This window comes from Lentzea sokolovensis (assembly GCF_033949975.1).
Classification (GTDB): Bacteria; Actinomycetota; Actinomycetes; order Mycobacteriales; family Pseudonocardiaceae; genus Lentzea; species Lentzea sokolovensis.
Genome location: NZ_JAXAVU010000001.1, coordinates 454,368 through 470,563, shown reverse-complemented (window position 1 = coordinate 470,563; position 16,196 = coordinate 454,368). Strand labels below are relative to the sequence as shown.

Below are 16,196 nucleotides of genomic sequence, written 5' to 3'. Positions count from 1 at the left end.
TGGTCGGGAGGTCAAGCTGATCTCAAGGAGAGACGCGCGCCACGCCTGGCCTACCACTCGGATGGTTGACCGTCCGTAGGTGATACGGTGCAGGTCAGCCTAGTTATTACTAGGTGTCCGACGTCCTTTAAGGACCCGTCCAGTGAGGCGGGGAAGGAGGTCCAGCCGTGGCGTCACGTCAACGTGGCGCGACGGATCCGGCCGGGGATCGCGAGATTCTCTCGGCCGGTGACGTCGCGCGCACTGTCGCCCGAATGGCCCATCAAATCATCGAGAAGACCGCACTCGATGCACCCAGCGCACCCGACGTCGTCTTGATGGGTATTCCCAGCCGGGGAGCCCCCCTCGCACGACGTCTAGCCGCTAAGATCGCCGAATTTTCCGGCCGGACGGTGCACGAGGGCACGCTCGACATCACCCTCTACCGCGACGACCTGCGCAGAGGCCCCACGCGACCGCTGGAGGCGACGAAGCTGCCCGAGGGCGGCATCGACGACAGGCTGGTCGTTCTCGTGGACGACGTGCTGTTCTCCGGCCGCACGATCCGCTCCGCCCTCGACGCGCTGCGCGACCACGGCCGGCCCCGCGCCGTCCAGCTCGCCGTGCTCGTCGACCGCGGTCACCGCGAACTGCCGATCCGGGCGGACTACGTGGGCAAGAACCTGCCGACCTCCAAGACCGAGGACGTCGTCGTGATGCTGGAAGAGTTCGACGGCCGCGACGGAGTGGTGCTGAAGTGAAGCACCTGCTCTCCACCGACGGCCTCGACCGCGACCAGGCGATCGCGATCCTCGACACCGCGGACCGGCTGAAGCAGGCGCTGCTCGGCCGCGAGGTCCGCAAGCTGCCGACGCTGCGCGGCCGCACGGTGATCACGATGTTCTACGAGAACAGCACGCGCACGCGGGTGTCGTTCGAGATCGCCGGCAAGTGGATGTCCGCGGACGTGATCAACGTCAGCAGCTCCGGTTCCAGCGTCAGCAAGGGCGAGTCGCTGCGCGACACCGCGCTGACCCTGCAGGCCGCGGGCGCCGACTGCGTGATCGTGCGCCACCCGGCGTCCGGTGCCGCGCACCGCCTCGCGGGCTGGCTCAAGCACACCAACACGTCAGTGGTGAACGCCGGCGACGGCATGCACGAGCACCCCACGCAGGCGTTGCTCGACGCCGCCACGCTGCGCGACCGCCTGGGCAGCCTCGACGGCCGCCGCGTCGCGATCGTCGGCGACGTCCTGCACAGCCGCGTCGCCCGGTCGAACGTGCACCTGCTGACCACGCTCGGTGCCGAGGTCACGCTGGTCGCCCCGCCGACCCTGCTGCCCACCGGCGTCGAGAAGTGGCCGGTCACGGTCTCGCACGAGATCGACTCCGAGCTCGCGTCGCAGGACGCGGTGATGTTGCTGCGCGTGCAGGCCGAGCGGATGACCGGCGGGTTCTTCCCGAGCTCCCGCGAGTACTCGATCGCGTACGGCCTCAACGAGCGCCGCCTGAAGCTGCTGCCAGAGCACGCCGTCGTGCTGCACCCCGGCCCGATGCTGCGCGGCATGGAGATCGCCTCCGTCGTCGCCGACAGCCCCCAGGCCGCGATCACCGAGCAGGTCCGCAACGGTGTCCACGTGCGCATGGCCGTGCTGTACCACCTGCTTGCCCACGAGGAGGAAACCGCGTGAAACCCTTGCTTCTCAAGGGAGTTCGGCCCTACGGCGAGGGTGATCCGATCGACCTGCTGATCCGCGACGGCGTGATCGCAGAGGGCACGGATTCAGAAGCCGAAGTCATCGAAGGCAACGGCGCGGTTCTGCTGCCCGGTTTCGTCGACCTCCACACCCACCTGCGTGAGCCGGGCCGCGAGGACACCGAGACCATCGAGACCGGCTCCAAGGCCGCCGCACTCGGTGGTTACACGGCCGTTTTCGCCATGGCCAACACGGATCCGGTCGCCGACAACGCCGTCATCGTCGAGCACGTCGCCCGCCGCGGCCAGGAGGTCGGCCTGGTCGACGTCCACCCGGTCGGCGCCGTCACGGTCGGCCTCAAGGGCGAGAAGCTCGCCGAGCTCGGCACGATGGCGAAGTCCAAGGCGAACGTCCGCGTCTTCTCCGACGACGGCCACTGCGTGCACGACCCGCTGATCATGCGCCGCGCGCTGGAGTACTCGAAGTCCCTGGGCGCGGTCATCGCCCAGCACGCCGAGGAACCGCGCCTCACGGTCGGCGCCCAGGCGCACGAGGGCGAGAACGCGTCGCGCCTCGGTCTGCAGGGCTGGCCCGCCGCGGCCGAGGAGTCCATCGTCGCCCGTGACTGCATCCTCGCGAAGCAGGTCGACGCGAGGCTGCACGTCTGCCACGTCAGCACCACCGGCACGGCGGACGTCCTGAAGTGGGCCAAGGCGCGCGGCACCAAGGTGTCCGCCGAGGTCACCCCGCACCACCTGATCCTGACCGACGACCGGCTCTCCACCTACGACCCGGTCAACAAGGTCAATCCGCCGCTGCGCACCCAGTCCGACGTGGACGCGCTGCGGCAGGCGCTCGCGGACGGCACGATCGACTGCGTCGCCACGGACCACGCCCCGCACGCGATCCAGGACAAGGACTGCGAGTGGTCGGCGGCCCGTCCGGGCATGCTCGGCCTGCAGACCGCGCTCGGCATCGTCGTCGAGACGATGGTGCGGACCGGCCTGCTGGACTGGCGCGGCGTCGCGCGGGTGATGAGCGAGAAGCCCGCCGAGATCGCCGGCCTGACCGACCAGGGCCGTCCGATCGCGGTCGGCGAGCCCGCGAACCTCGTGCTGGTCGACCCGGACGCGTCGTGGACGGTGAACGGCGCGCAGCTCGCGAGCATCGCGGGCAACACCCCGTTCGAGGGCATGGAACTGCCCGCCGCGGTGACGGCCACCATCTTGCGTGGCCGGGTGACCGCACTGGCGGGGAGGATTGCGGAATGACGCGCGTTCTCCTGTCCCTGGCGGTTTTCGTCTTCTTCGCCCTGTGCGTCTACGGCATGTGGCACGGCTGGAGGCGACGCCAGCGCAAGCAGGCCGACCTGCCCGCATTCCCCTCGACACCGGCCGCCCTGGGCGCGCCGAGGCTCGCGACCACGGGCGTCTACATCGGAACGACGAACGCGGGCAACTGGCAGGACCGCGTCCAGGTCGGGGACATCGGCTTCCGCGCCGAGGCCACGCTGAGCCTGGTTCCGGAAGGTGTCGCCATCGAACGTGTTGGCGCGTCACCGATCTTCATCCCCGCCGAGTCCATCCGGGACGCCCGCACCGACCGCGGCCTGGCCGGGAAGGTCATGTTCAGCGAAGAGGGCCTGCTGGTGGTCCAGTGGGAGAACGAAGGCCACCTCTTCGACACCGGATTCCGCGGTGACGACAAGGACGTTTACGACGAATGGGTCGCGGCTCTGAGCCAGAACCCGATCAACACGGAGGGCAAGGCGTGACGAACGCGGCATTGGTGCTGGAAGACGGACGTGTCTTCCGCGGTGAGGCGTACGGAGCGACCGGCGTCTCGCTCGGCGAGGTCGTGTTCTCCACGGCCATGACCGGGTACCAGGAAACCCTGACCGACCCCTCCTACCACCGCCAGATCGTGGTGCAGACCGCGCCACAGATCGGCAACACCGGCTGGAACGACGAGGACGACGAGTCCTCGAGGATCTGGGTCGCCGGCTACGTGGTCCGCGACCCGGCGCGCACGCCGTCGAACTGGCGCTCCCGGCGCGGCCTCGACGAGGAACTGACGAACCAGGGCGTGGTCGGCATCGCGGGCCTCGACACCCGCACCCTGACCCGCCACATCCGCGAGCGGGGCGCGATGCGCGCCGGTGTGTTCTCGGGCTCCGAGCTCACCGACGACGCGTCGATGGTCGAGCAGGTGAAGGCCTCGGCGGAGATGGTGGGCGCGAACCTCGCGGTCGACGTCACCACGGACAAGCCGTACGTGGTCGAGGCCATCGGCACCAAGAAGTTCACCGTCGCGGCACTCGACCTGGGCATCAAGTCGAACACCCCGCGGATGATGGCGGCGCGCGGCATCGAGGTGCACGTGCTGCCGCTGACGAGTTCCTTCGAGGACGTCCTCAAGGTCAGCCCCGACGGCCTGTTCCTCTCGAACGGTCCGGGCGACCCGGCCACGCAGGACCACGCCATCGCGCTGACGAAGGAGGCGCTGGGCCGCAAGCTGCCGCTGTTCGGCATCTGCTTCGGCAACCAGATCCTGGGCCGCGCGGTCGGCCGCGGGACGTACAAGATGCGCTACGGCCACCGCGGCATCAACATCCCGGTCATCGACGTGACCACCGGCAAGGTCGCCATCACCTCGCAGAACCACGGGTTCGCGCTGGAGGGCACGCCGGGCGAGGAGTTCTCCTCGGAGTTCGGCCGCGCCGTGCTGTCGCACTACTGCCCGAACGACGGCACCGTCGAGGGTGTCCGGCTGCTCGACGCGCCGGCGTTCTCCGTGCAGTACCACCCCGAGGCCGCGGCGGGCCCGCACGACGCCGCGCCCCTGTTCGACGACTTCGTGACGCTGATGAATGAGGCCCGCTGATGCCGAAGAGGACTGATCTCAAGCACATCCTGGTCATCGGCTCCGGTCCGATCGTCATCGGTCAGGCCTGCGAGTTCGACTACTCCGGCACCCAGGCGTGCCGAGTGCTGCGCGAAGAGGGCATCCGGGTCAGCCTGGTGAACTCCAACCCGGCGACGATCATGACGGACCCGGAATTCGCCGACGCCACCTACATCGAGCCGATCACGGCCGAGTTCGTGGAGAAGGTCATCGCGCAGGAACGCCCGGACGCGATCCTGGCGACGCTGGGCGGCCAGACGGCGCTCAACACGGCCATCGCGCTGCACGAGCGCGGTGTGCTGGAGAAGTACAACGTCGAGCTGATCGGCGCGGACATCGACGCCATCCAGCGCGGCGAGGACCGGCAGATCTTCAAGGACCTGGTGCGGGGCATCGGTTCCGAGGTCCCGCGCTCCGCCGTCTGCAAGTCGATGGACGAGGTGCGCAAGACCGTCGCCGAGCTCGGTCTCCCGGTCGTCATCCGCCCGTCGTTCACCATGGGCGGCCTGGGGTCCGGCATGGCGTACACGGCGGAGGAACTGGAACGCCTCGCGGCGATCGGCCTGGAGGAGTCCCCGGTCACCGAGGTGCTCATCGAGGAGAGCGTGCTCGGGTGGAAGGAGTACGAGCTCGAGCTGATGCGCGACCGCAACGACAACGTCGTCGTCATCTGCTCGATCGAGAACATCGACCCGATGGGCGTGCACACCGGTGACTCGGTGACGGTCGCGCCCGCGATGACGCTGACCGACCGCGAGTACCAGCACATGCGCGACGTCGGCATCCAGGTCATCCGCGAGGTCGGCGTCGACACCGGTGGCTGCAACATCCAGTTCGCGATCCACCCGGACACCGGCCGCATGGTCGTCATCGAGATGAACCCGCGTGTGTCGCGGTCCTCGGCTCTGGCGTCCAAGGCGACGGGCTTCCCGATCGCCAAGATCGCCGCGAAGCTCGCCATCGGGTACACGCTCGACGAGATCACCAACGACATCACGGGGGAGACCCCGGCGTCGTTCGAGCCGTCGCTCGACTACGTGGTCGTGAAGGCGCCGCGGTTCGCGTTCGAGAAGTTCCCCGGTGCGGACCCGACGCTGACGACCACGATGAAGTCGGTCGGCGAGGCCATGTCGATCGGCCGGAACTTCGTGGAGGCGCTGGGCAAGGCGCTGCGTTCGCTGGAAACGAAATCGGTCGGTTTCTGGACCCAGCCGGACCCGGAGGGCACTACTCTGGAGTCCACTCTGAAGCAGTTGGAGCGCGGCCACGACGGGCGCCTCTACACGGTCGAGCGTGCTCTTCGACTCGGAGCGTCCATTGAGGACGTGTACAACGCGTCGAAGATCGACCCGTGGTTCATCGAGCAGATCGCGTGGCTCGGCACGTTGCGGCAGGAGCTGCTGGACGCGCCTGTGCTCGACGAGCCGTTGCTGCGCAAGGCGAAGCGTGCCGGCCTCTCCGACCGGCAGATCGCCACGCTGCGGTCCGAGCTGGCCGGTGAGGACGGCGTGCGCACGTTGCGGCACCGCCTGGGCGTGCGTCCGGTCTACAAGACGGTCGACACGTGCGCGGCGGAGTTCAAGTCCGAGACGCCGTACCACTACTCCGCGTACGAGCTCGATCCTCAGGCCGAGACCGAGGTCGCGGAGCAGCGGGAGAAGCCCAAGGTGCTGATCCTGGGCTCCGGGCCGAACCGCATCGGTCAGGGCATCGAGTTCGACTACTCGTGCGTGCACGCGGCGATGGCGTTGCGGGCAGCCGGGTACGAGACCGTGATGGTCAACTGCAACCCGGAGACGGTGTCGACGGACTACGACACGTCGGACCGGCTGTACTTCGAGCCGCTGACGTTCGAGGACGTGCTGGAGGTCGTGCACTCCGAGCAGCGCTCCGGCACCGTCGCGGGCGTGATCGTCCAGCTCGGCGGCCAGACGCCGCTGGGCCTGGCGCAGCGCCTGTCCGACGCCGGTGTGCCCGTCGTCGGCACGACGCCCGAGGCGATCCACCTCGCCGAGGACCGCGGCCAGTTCGGCAAGGTGCTGAACGAGGCCGGCCTGCCCGCGCCGAAGTTCGGCACGGCCACGTCGTTCAGCGAGGCCAAGGAGATCGCGGACGAGATCGGCTACCCGGTCCTCGTGCGCCCCTCCTACGTGCTCGGCGGGCGCGGCATGGAGATCGTGTACGACGAGGAGTCGCTGTCGGGCTACATCGCCCGTGCGACCGAGGTGACGCCCGAGCACCCGGTGCTGGTCGACCGGTTCCTCGACGACGCCATCGAGATCGACGTCGACGCGCTGTGCGACGGCGAGGAGGTGTTCATCGGCGGCGTGATGGAGCACATCGAGGAAGCCGGTGTGCACTCCGGCGACTCGTCGTGCGCGCTGCCGCCCATCACGCTCGGCGCCTCCGACATCGAGAACGTCCGCCGCTCCACCGAGGCCATCGCCAAGGGCATCGGCGTGAAGGGGCTCCTGAACGTCCAGTACGCGCTCAAGGACGACGTGCTGTACGTCCTGGAGGCAAACCCGCGTGCGTCGCGCACGGTGCCGTTCGTGTCCAAGGCGACGGCGGTGTCGATGGCCAAGGCCGCGTCCCGCGTGATGCTCGGCGCCACGATCGCGGAACTGCGCGTGGAGGGCATCCTGCCGGCCACCGGTGACGGAGCCCGGCTGCCCGAGCACGCCCCGGTCGCGGTGAAGGAGGCGGTCATGCAGTTCCACCGCTTCCGCACGCCCGAGGGCCACGGCGTGGACTCGTTGCTGGGCCCGGAGATGAAGTCCACCGGCGAGGTCATGGGCATCGACTCGTCGTTCGGCAAGGCGTTCGCGAAGTCGCAGACGGCCTCGTACGGCTCGCTGCCGACGTCGGGCAAGGTGTTCGTGTCCTTCGCGAACCGCGACAAGCGCGCGATGATCTTCCCGGTCAAGCGGCTGGCCGACCTCGGTTTCCAGATCCTCGCGACCTCGGGCACGGCGGAGGTCCTGAAGCGCAACGGGATCGCGTGCACCGAGGTGCGCAAGCACTTCGAGGGCGAGGGCAACGTCGTCGACATGATCCTGGCCGGCGAGATCGACATGATCTTCAACACGCCGTACGGCAACAGCGGCCCGCGCATCGACGGCTACGAGATCCGCACCGCCGCCGTGGCGAAGGACATCCCTTGTGTGACCACGATCCAGGGCGCCGCCGCGGCCGTGCACGGCATCGAGGCGCTCATCCAGGGGGACATCGGCGTCCAGCCGCTGCAGGCCCTCCAGGCCGCTCTGCGGGGTGACAAGTGACCTTCGGCGACAAGCTCGCGAAAGCCGTTGAGGCGTACGGACCTCTGTGCGTCGGGATCGACCCGCACCCGAGCCTGCTGGAGGCGTGGGGCCTGTCCCCGACCGCCGAGGGCCTCGAACGGTTCGCCCTGACGGCCGTGGAGGCGTTCGGCGGCAAGGTGGCGATGGTGAAGCCGCAGGCGGCGTTCTTCGAGGCCTACGGGTCACGTGGGGTCGCCGTGCTGGAGCGGGTGATCGCGGAGCTGCGCGGCTCGGGCACGCTGGTGCTCGTGGACGCCAAGCGCGGCGACATCGGCTCGACCATGGCCGCCTACGCGCAGGCCTACCTGGGCGACGGCTCACCGCTGGCCGGTGACGCCGTCACGGTCTCTCCGTTCCTGGGCTTCGGATCACTGCAGCCCGCGCTCGACACGGCACGGGCGACGGGCAGGGGCGTGTTCGTGCTCGCCCTCACCTCGAACCCCGAGGGCGCGCAGGTCCAGCGGTCGGTTGCTCCGGACGGGCGAACCGTGGCGCAGACGATCATCGATTTCGCCACCGCCCGGAATTCAGGCATTTCCCCGTGCGGCGATGTTGGTCTCGTCGTGGGCGCCACGATCGGGGAAACGGATGTAGACCTCTCCGGGTTCAACGGACCGATCCTGGCGCCCGGTTTCGGCGCTCAGGGCGGCTCCGTGGCCGATCTAAAACGGCTCTTCGGACCCGACATGCGCAACGTCTTTCCGACTTCTTCACGAGATGTTCTCAAGCACGGCCCGGACGTGTCTTCGCTGGTCAGCGCGGTGCAGAGGGTCCAGCAGAGCCTCTGAGGAGGGGCGCGCCACGCCTTTTGGGGTGTGGCGCGCTCACCAGGGCAAACATGTGTTGGTAGGGTCCACGCCACCGGCTGCCCCGCTGGTCACCGGCCTCATAGCACACCTAGAGTGGGCGATGAGTTGCCGGAGGGCGGTGATCAGGCCGCCGGAGGGTTTGGTACTACTACCACCCGCCGCAATCATGACCGCTGAAGATTTACCTGACTGGGTCACGTTGTACTCAGGCAATTGCGGTCGGTACGGTCGCGGCACCGATCCGAAAAGAATCCACACCACGGAGGAAATCGTGGCTCTTCCCCAGCTTACCGAGGAGCAGCGGGCCGCAGCGCTGGAGAAGGCTGCTGCCGCTCGTCGCGTCCGGGCTGAGCTCAAGGAGCGCCTCAAGCGTGGCGGCACGACCCTGACGGACGTGCTGAAGTCCGCCGAGAGCGATGAGATCCTTGGCAAGATGAAGGTGTCCGCGCTGCTTGAGGCCCTGCCGGGTGTCGGCAAGGTGCGTGCTCAGCAGATCATGGAGCGCCTCGAGATCGCTCCCAGCCGTCGCCTGCGCGGTCTTGGTGACCGTCAGCGCAAGGCCCTGCTCTCCGAGTTCAGCGGAGAGTGATTGGCAGCGAGGCGGGAACGGGTGTTGCCCGTTCCCGCCTCACCGTCTTGTCCGGGCCGTCCGGCGTTGGCAAGTCCAGCGTTCTGACGGAGCTGCGCAGTCAGCAACCCGATATCTACTTTTCCGTCTCGGTGACCACCAGGAAGCCGAGGCCGGGCGAGGTCGACGGAGTGCACTACCACTTCGTGGACCACGAGAAGTTCCAGCAGATGGTCGAGGCGGGCGAGTTCCTGGAACACGCCGAGTTCGCCGGAAACCACTACGGAACCCCTCGCAGGCCTGTCGAAGAAGCTTTGGCCGCGGGCCGCCCCGCGCTCCTGGAGATCGAACTGCAGGGCGCGCGGCTGGTCCGCGTGGCCATGCCCGACGCCCAGCTGGTCATGCTGATGCCCCCGTCCTGGGAGCATCTGGTCGATCGGCTGACCGGCCGGGGCACCGAACACCCGGACGTCGTCGAACGCCGGCTCGCCATCGCCCGCGAGGAGTTGGCGGCCGAAAAGGAGTTCGACGAGGTCGTCGTGAACGCCGACGTGAAGTCGGCTGCGTCCGATTTGCTATCCTTGATGGTCGGACCACGAATTTCAGGAGATTGACGAGTGATCACCCACACCGAGCTCGGTCACCTGACCGGTTCTCCGGAGGGCATCACCAACCCGCCGATCGACGACCTGCTTGAGCAGGTGAGCTCGAAGTACGCGTTGGTGATCTACGCCGCGAAGCGTGCCCGCCAGATCAACGACTACTACGCGCAGCTCGGCGAGGGCCTGCTCGAGTACGTCGGCCCGCTCGTCGAGCCGGGCCCGCGTGAGAAGCCCCTCTCGATTGCTCTTCGCGAGATCCACGCGGGTCTGCTTGAGCACACCGAGGGCGAGTGACTGCGTCATCTGACGCTGGTGCCCCTGTTCGCCCCAAGATCGTTCTTGGGGTTGGCGGGGGCATCGCCGCGTACAAGGCCTGTGAGGTTTTGCGGCGGTTGACCGAATCCGGTCACTCCGTGCGGGTCATCCCCACCGAGGGCGCGCTGAAGTTCGTGGGAGCCGCCACGTTCGAGGCGCTGTCCGGTCAGGTGGTGTCGGCGGACCCGTTCGACGACGTGCACGAGGTGCCGCACGTCAAGATCGGGCAGAACGCCGACCTCGTCGTGGTCGCCCCGGCGACGGCGAACCTGATCGCGAAGGCCGCGCACGGCCTCGCGGACGACCTTCTGACGAACACCCTGCTGACCGCGCGCTGCCCGGTCCTGCTGGTGCCGGCGATGCACACCGAGATGTGGGAGCACCCCGCCACCCAGCACAACGTGCACCTGCTGCGCAGTCGTGGCGTGATCGTCGCCGAACCCGCGTCCGGCCGCCTCACCGGCAAGGACACCGGCAAGGGCCGCCTGCCCGACCCCGCCGAGATCGTCGAACTGGCCCGGCTGCTGCTGGTGCGCCGGGACGCCCTCGCGAGGACACTCGAAGGCGTGCACGTCGCGATTTCCGCCGGTGGCACGCGAGAACCACTCGATCCGGTCCGGTTCATCGGCAACCGCTCGTCCGGCAAGCAGGGCTATGCACTCGCGCGGGTGGCCGCGCAACGTGGTGCCCGAGTGACTTTGGTCGCGGGCAACACCGCGGACCTGGTCACGCCGGCCGGTGTCGACCTGGTCCGGGTGGGCTCGGCGGTGGAGCTGCGCGACGCCATGCACAAGGTGTCGGCGGACGCGGACGTGGTCGTGATGGCCGCCGCGGTAGCCGACTTCCGGCCGTTGTCCCTCACCGGGCACAAGATCAAGAAGACCGACGGCGACCCTGATCCGATCTCGCTGACGAAGAACCCCGACATCCTCGTGGAGCTCGTTTCCGCACGTAGGACGGGCCAGCTGATCGTCGGATTCGCCGCGGAGACCGGCGACGAGACGACGTCGGTGCTCGACTACGGACGGGCGAAGCTGCGGCGCAAGGGCTGCGACCTCCTGGTGCTGAACGCGGTCGGCGACGGCAAGGCGTTCGAGCAGGAGGACAACGCCGGCTGGCTGCTGTCCCCGGACGGCACCGAGACGCCTATACCGCACGGCCCCAAAACACAAGTGGCGTCCGCGGTGTGGGACGCGGTTACCGTTCGCTTGACTGATTCTCAGTAGAATTTTTCCCTGTTGAGCCCCTCGAACAAGGAGTGTCCGTGAGCCAGCACAGCAGCAGGCTGTTCACCAGTGAGTCGGTGACCGAGGGACACCCCGACAAGATCTGCGACGCGATCAGTGACTCGATCCTGGACGCGTTGCTGGCCAAGGACCCGCGCTCGCGCGTCGCCGTGGAGACGATGGTCACCACCGGCCAGGTCCACGTCGCGGGTGAGGTCACCACCGAGGCGTACGCGGACATCCCGACGATCGTCCGCGAGAAGATCCTGGAGATCGGGTACGACTCGTCGCAGAAGGGCTTCGACGGCAACTCCTGTGGCGTGAACGTGGCCATCGGCGCGCAGTCCCCGGACATCGCGCAGGGTGTCGACACGGCGTTCGAGAACCGCGTCGAGGGCGCTGACGACGAGATCGACAAGCAGGGCGCGGGCGACCAGGGCCTGATGTTCGGCTACGCGTGCACCGACACGCCCGAGCTCATGCCGCTGCCGATCGCGCTGGCCCACCGGCTTTCTCGTCGCCTGACCGCGGTGCGCAAGGACGGCACGGTTCCGTACCTGCGCCCGGACGGCAAGACGCAGGTCACCATCGAGTACGCGGGCGACCAGCCCGTGCGCCTCGACACCGTCGTCATCTCCACCCAGCACGCCGACGGCATCGACCTGGAGAAGCTCCTCGGCGTCGACCTGCGCGAGCACGTCGTGGCCCCCGAGATCGCCGAACTGGGCCTCGACACCTCCAGCGTCCGGCTGCTGACCAACCCGACCGGTCGCTTCGTCATCGGCGGTCCGATGGGTGACGCCGGTCTCACCGGCCGCAAGATCATCGTCGACACCTACGGCGGCATGGCCCGCCACGGTGGCGGTGCCTTCTCCGGCAAGGACCCGTCGAAGGTCGACCGCTCCGCCGCCTACGCGATGCGCTGGGTCGCCAAGAACACCGTCGCGGCGGGCCTCGCCACCCGCGTCGAGGTCCAGGTCGCCTACGCCATCGGCAAGGCCGCCCCGGTCGGCCTGTTCGTCGAGACCTTCGGCACCGAGACCGTGGACCCGTCGAAGATCCAGCAGGCCATCTCGGAGGTCTTCGACCTGCGTCCGGCCGCGATCATCCGCGACCTCGACCTGCTCCGCCCGATCTACGCCCCGACCGCCGCGTACGGCCACTTCGGCCGCACCGACGTCGACCTGCCCTGGGAGTCGACGGACCGCGCCGACGCCCTGCGCAACGCCGCAGGCGCCTGATCACCCAGCACGCCCGAACGGCCCGCCTCCACCCGGAGGCGGGCCGTTTCGCGTATTTCAGGTCTCTCGCGGGCCTCCGCAGTGAGTGGGGGACGACCAGACAGGCTTGCACGCGGTGCCGCGCCCGCTCGACGTCGAGCTGGCGCGCCCGCGCCTGGTCGACCGCCTGAGAGGCCGCTGGTGCCGCCCGGTGACGCTGGTGACCGCCGGTGCGGGCTTCGGCAAGACCACCGCGCTGGCCCAGGCGGTCCGCGCGAACCTCCTGGAACCACGCGGCATCGACGCCTGGGTCACCTGCGGTCCCGGCCACGAGGACGCGACCCGGCTGGCCGCGGCGATCCTGGACGCCCTCGCGGCGGAGCACGGATCCCGGGCCGGCGCGGCGGAGATCCTCCAGGCGCTGCACCGGAAAGCCCCGCTCGACGTGTGTCTGCTGCTCGACGACGTGCACGAGGTTCCGGACGGATCGCCGGGAGCGGAGCTGCTCGCCACCCTCGCCCGCGCGTTGCCCGCCACCGCGCACCTCGTCCTGTCCGGACGTGCCGTGCCGGGACTTCCGCTGGCGCGCAGGGAGGCGGCGGGGGAGGTGGCCACGATCGAGACCGCCGACCTGGCCTTCACCGACGCCGAAACGTCCGCGCTGGCCGGGAGGTTCGGCCGGGAGCTCACCGAGGACCTGCACGGCTGGCCCGCGCTGATCAGGCTGTCCCTCACCGCGGGTCCGGCCGCGTCCTGGCGCTACGCCGCCGAGGAGGTGCTGAGCCGTCTGCCCGCACCGACGCGGGACACGTTGGCAGCGCTGGTGATCCTCGGGACCGCGACCGCCGCGGAGGTCGGCACGGTGGCGGGCGTGGCCGCAGACGTGGAACACCTCGTCCGGAGCGTTCCACTGGTCGACCGGCTCGACGACGGCCGCTACCGGGCTCACGACCTGTGGGCGAGCGTGCTGCCCACCGGTCACCTGCGCGCCGAAGCCGTCGAAGTGCTGGTTCAGCGCGGTGAACTGGCAGGGGCCGGACGGGTCGCGTGCCGGGCCGGCGACTGGACGCTGCTCGCGCGCCTGGCGGTCGAGCTCGTGCGGACCACGCTGTCGGTCCTGCCCAGCGCGACGGCCAGGAGATGGCTCGACGCCGTTCCGGCACACCGGCTTCAGGAGCCGGCGTTCCTGTTGCTCACCGCCGCGGTCCGGCACGCCGACGACTTCACCGACCCGGCCATCGACCGCCTCGTCGACAGGGCGTGCGCGCGGTGGCTCGAAGCCGGCGACCACGACGGTGCGGCGGTGGCGCTGGGACAGGCCGTGATCACCGCACATTCCCGGGGAGACCTCACCAGACTGGTCGCCGTCGCCCAACGGGCACAACGACTCGAAGCGCGGTCACCCGTGCTGAGACTGCTCCGGCACAGCGTCGCCGCGGTGGTCGCCGAGCTCGCCGGTGACCCGGAGACCGCGCTCACCCACCTCGCCCAGGCACCCACGAGCGAGGTGCCCCAAGCGCTTGCGGTGTCCACGACGCGGTTCCACGTGCACTGCCTCGCGTTGTGCGGACGTGGCCAGGACGCGGCCGAACTGGCCGGACGGATGCTCACCGGCGACCTGTCCCGCCGTCACGTCGCCACGGCGCGGTGGTTCGACGGTGAACCCGTTGTGTTCCAGGGGGACAACGGGGACGGCACGGCTCGTGACGAGTTCGTGGCGCGGGCCTTTCACGCGGTCATCGCCGCGTCGTTCGGCGAGATCACCGCTGAGCTGTCCGCCGAGCAGGACAACCCGCGCGACGCGGTTCTGACGTGTGCTGCGCAAGCGGCGGCCGCCGTCACCCGCGGCGACGAGGAACTGGCCCGCGACATCTACAAGCAGCACCTGGCCCGGTGGCCCGTGGACGTCAAGGTCGCCGAACGGCACCTGCGCCGGTTCCTGACGCTGGGCTACGTGCTCAGCGACGAACTCAGGGAACGCTGGGACAGCACCGATCTGGGCCCGTCCCACCGCAGGGCCCGCGCGGCGGGACGCGCGTTCCTGCAAGCCAGGCAAGGAGATCTCCGCACCGACCTGCCGGCGGAACACGCCTTCTGCTTCCTGCCGCTGCCGTGGTCGGCCGAACTCGCCGCCCGTCAGGCGGCGAGGGGCAGGACTGCGTTGGGCACCTGGCTGGCGGACCGCGTCGGACCGGCCGCGCACCGCCAGTTCCGTGAGCTCGCCAGAGATCCCGGCCTCGCCGCCGGTGCGTTGAAGCTCCTGGCCACCGTGCCCGCGCCACCGGATCACCCGATCGGCATCGAGGTCATCGGGCCGATGCGGGTCACGAGAAACGGCCTCACCGCACAGGCTCCGGAACTGCGCCGAGCCCGTGTCCGCCAGCTCCTCGGCCTTCTCGTGGTGCGCACCACGATCACCCGCGCCCAGGCGATCGACCTGCTGTGGCCCGACCTGGATCCCGCGAGTGCCGCGAGAAACCTGCGCGTGACGATGACCCACCTCCGGCGGCTCCTGGAGCCGGGCCGGACCGGCGGCGAGGCCAGTTACTTCCTGCGCAGCGACAGCGAGTCCCTCCGTCTCGTCCGCAGCGACCGGCTGACGGTGGATCTCTGGTCGTTCCACGAGCTGAGCGACACGGCCAGGCCAGGTGAGGCGGCCGCGTTGTGGCGAGGCGAGCCGCTCCCGGACCTGACCGACCTCTGCGAGGCGGAGATCGCTCAGATCAGGGAACGGCACGTCGGCAACCTGCTGGCGCTGGGCGAACTCCGGCTCGTCACCGGAGATCCGGCGCAGGCACGTCACCTCGCCGACCGGGCGCTGGAGCTGGAGCCGTTCGAACCGCGTGGGCACCGGCTGGCGCTCGCCGCCGCGTTGCGCGCACGGAATCCACAAAGGACCGAGGAGGTCCGTGCGCGCGTGCTGGACTCGTTGCGCCAGCTCGGGGTGAGACCCGACCCGGCCACGGAGATCCTGTTGCGGCAGACGGTCACACGCAGCTGACGGTGACCTCCGTCGACGCCGGGCAGAAGTCGAAGCCGAGCTGGCCGTCACCGCGGTCGAAGTTCGCGTCACCGGACAGCAGGTCCATGCCGTCGCCGCCGAGCATGTCGTCGTCGCCGACCTCGCCGTAGACGGTGTCGTGCCCGTCGCCGCCCTGGACGTTGTCAGGGCCCCAGCCCGCACAGACCAGGTCGTTGCCCTCGCCGCCGAAGATCGTGTCGTCGGCACCGAGTCCGAGGATGATGTCGTTGCCGCCCAGCCCGAAGATGGTGTCCGGCCCGTTGCTGCCGACGATCACGTCCGGTCCCGGCCCGCCGGCGATGAAGCCCGCGCCGACGATCGTGGGCACGGCGTTGTAGCAGTTCGCGGGCGTGGGTCTGTTCTGGAACTCCGGCGGCACCTCGTCGGCCTGGGCCACACCGGCGGTGCAGAGCCCGATGGCGAGCGCGGCGGCGGCAATGCGCAGTCTCATGGTCGTTTCCCCTCTTCTGTGTCTTGCCTGGGGAGAGAGTCACAACCGGCCGTTGCCCGAACGCTAACCAAAGGTTGGTTCCGCGACACCTTCCGAGGCTAC

14 protein-coding genes are annotated in these 16,196 nt (G+C 69.3%); 13 read left to right on the top strand and 1 reads right to left on the bottom strand.

The features are described 5' to 3' along the window. Window positions 1–167: 167 nt before the first annotated feature. From pyrR to SK854_RS02125, 13 genes are all read left to right on the top strand, one after another. Complete coding sequence (gene pyrR, locus SK854_RS02185) at window positions 168–740, top strand: bifunctional pyr operon transcriptional regulator/uracil phosphoribosyltransferase PyrR (protein WP_030481810.1); 573 nt, start codon at window positions 168–170, stop codon at window positions 738–740. Further along, window positions 737–1,669 carry an aspartate carbamoyltransferase catalytic subunit gene (locus SK854_RS02180; protein WP_090005958.1) on the top strand — a complete coding sequence of 311 codons (933 nt, stop codon included), beginning with the start codon at window positions 737–739 and terminating at the stop codon, window positions 1,667–1,669. Before pyrR ends, SK854_RS02180 begins: the two co-directional genes overlap by 4 nt. Then, window positions 1,666–2,946 (top strand): dihydroorotase, encoded by a 1,281-nt coding sequence (locus SK854_RS02175; RefSeq protein WP_319973236.1) that lies wholly within the window; start codon window positions 1,666–1,668, stop codon window positions 2,944–2,946. Before SK854_RS02180 ends, SK854_RS02175 begins: the two co-directional genes overlap by 4 nt. Beyond that, window positions 2,943–3,449, top strand: coding sequence for a PH-like domain-containing protein (locus SK854_RS02170; protein WP_319973235.1), 507 nt, complete (start codon window positions 2,943–2,945; stop codon window positions 3,447–3,449). The genes SK854_RS02175 and SK854_RS02170 overlap by 4 nt, the downstream gene beginning before the upstream one ends. After that, window positions 3,446–4,558, top strand: a complete 1,113-nt coding sequence (gene carA, locus SK854_RS02165; RefSeq protein WP_406601694.1) for a glutamine-hydrolyzing carbamoyl-phosphate synthase small subunit — start codon at window positions 3,446–3,448, stop codon at window positions 4,556–4,558. The genes SK854_RS02170 and carA overlap by 4 nt, the downstream gene beginning before the upstream one ends. Continuing rightward, window positions 4,558–7,860: a carbamoyl-phosphate synthase large subunit gene (carB, locus tag SK854_RS02160; RefSeq protein WP_319973233.1), complete on the top strand. Its 3,303-nt coding sequence runs from the start codon at window positions 4,558–4,560 to the stop codon at window positions 7,858–7,860. The genes carA and carB overlap by 1 nt, the downstream gene beginning before the upstream one ends. Further along, window positions 7,857–8,669: an orotidine-5'-phosphate decarboxylase gene (gene pyrF, locus SK854_RS02155; protein ID WP_319973232.1), complete on the top strand. Its 813-nt coding sequence runs from the start codon at window positions 7,857–7,859 to the stop codon at window positions 8,667–8,669. The genes carB and pyrF overlap by 4 nt, the downstream gene beginning before the upstream one ends. Window positions 8,670–8,961: 292 nt before the next feature. Next, entirely contained in the window at window positions 8,962–9,279 is a 318-nt protein-coding gene (mihF, locus tag SK854_RS02150) for an integration host factor, actinobacterial type (protein ID WP_030481817.1), read from the top strand. Further along, window positions 9,276–9,872 carry a guanylate kinase gene (gmk, locus tag SK854_RS02145; RefSeq protein WP_406601691.1) on the top strand — a complete coding sequence of 199 codons (597 nt, stop codon included), beginning with the start codon at window positions 9,276–9,278 and terminating at the stop codon, window positions 9,870–9,872. The genes mihF and gmk overlap by 4 nt, the downstream gene beginning before the upstream one ends. Window positions 9,873–9,875: 3 nt before the next feature. After that, window positions 9,876–10,154 carry a DNA-directed RNA polymerase subunit omega gene (gene rpoZ, locus SK854_RS02140; RefSeq protein WP_045313812.1) on the top strand — a complete coding sequence of 93 codons (279 nt, stop codon included), beginning with the start codon at window positions 9,876–9,878 and terminating at the stop codon, window positions 10,152–10,154. A gap of 38 nt (window positions 10,155–10,192) precedes the next feature. Then, window positions 10,193–11,401 carry a bifunctional phosphopantothenoylcysteine decarboxylase/phosphopantothenate--cysteine ligase CoaBC gene (gene coaBC / locus SK854_RS02135; protein ID WP_319973701.1) on the top strand — a complete coding sequence of 403 codons (1,209 nt, stop codon included), beginning with the start codon at window positions 10,193–10,195 and terminating at the stop codon, window positions 11,399–11,401. A 38-nt stretch (window positions 11,402–11,439) separates the two neighbouring features. Continuing rightward, complete coding sequence (gene metK / locus SK854_RS02130) at window positions 11,440–12,642, top strand: methionine adenosyltransferase (protein WP_319973231.1); 1,203 nt, start codon at window positions 11,440–11,442, stop codon at window positions 12,640–12,642. 115 nt (window positions 12,643–12,757) lie between these two features. Further along, window positions 12,758–15,622, top strand: a complete 2,865-nt coding sequence (locus SK854_RS02125; protein WP_319973230.1) for a hypothetical protein — start codon at window positions 12,758–12,760, stop codon at window positions 15,620–15,622. Here SK854_RS02125 and SK854_RS02120 read toward each other — a convergent pair. Beyond that, entirely contained in the window at window positions 15,609–16,094 is a 486-nt protein-coding gene (locus SK854_RS02120) for a calcium-binding protein (RefSeq protein WP_319973229.1), read from the bottom strand. The genes SK854_RS02125 and SK854_RS02120 overlap by 14 nt on opposite strands. Between the last annotated feature and the right edge of the window lie 102 nt (window positions 16,095–16,196).

Bases quoted from the DNA above. Each gene is read 5' to 3' on its own strand.
- carB (WP_319973233.1), top strand. From the start codon at position 4,558: ATGCCGAAGAGGACTGATCTCAAGCACATCCTGGTCATCGGCTCCGGT.
- SK854_RS02170 (WP_319973235.1), top strand. From the start codon at position 2,943: ATGACGCGCGTTCTCCTGTCCCTGGCGGTTTTCGTCTTCTTCGCCCTG.
- SK854_RS02120 (WP_319973229.1), bottom strand. From the start codon at position 16,094: ATGAGACTGCGCATTGCCGCCGCCGCGCTCGCCATCGGGCTCTGCACC.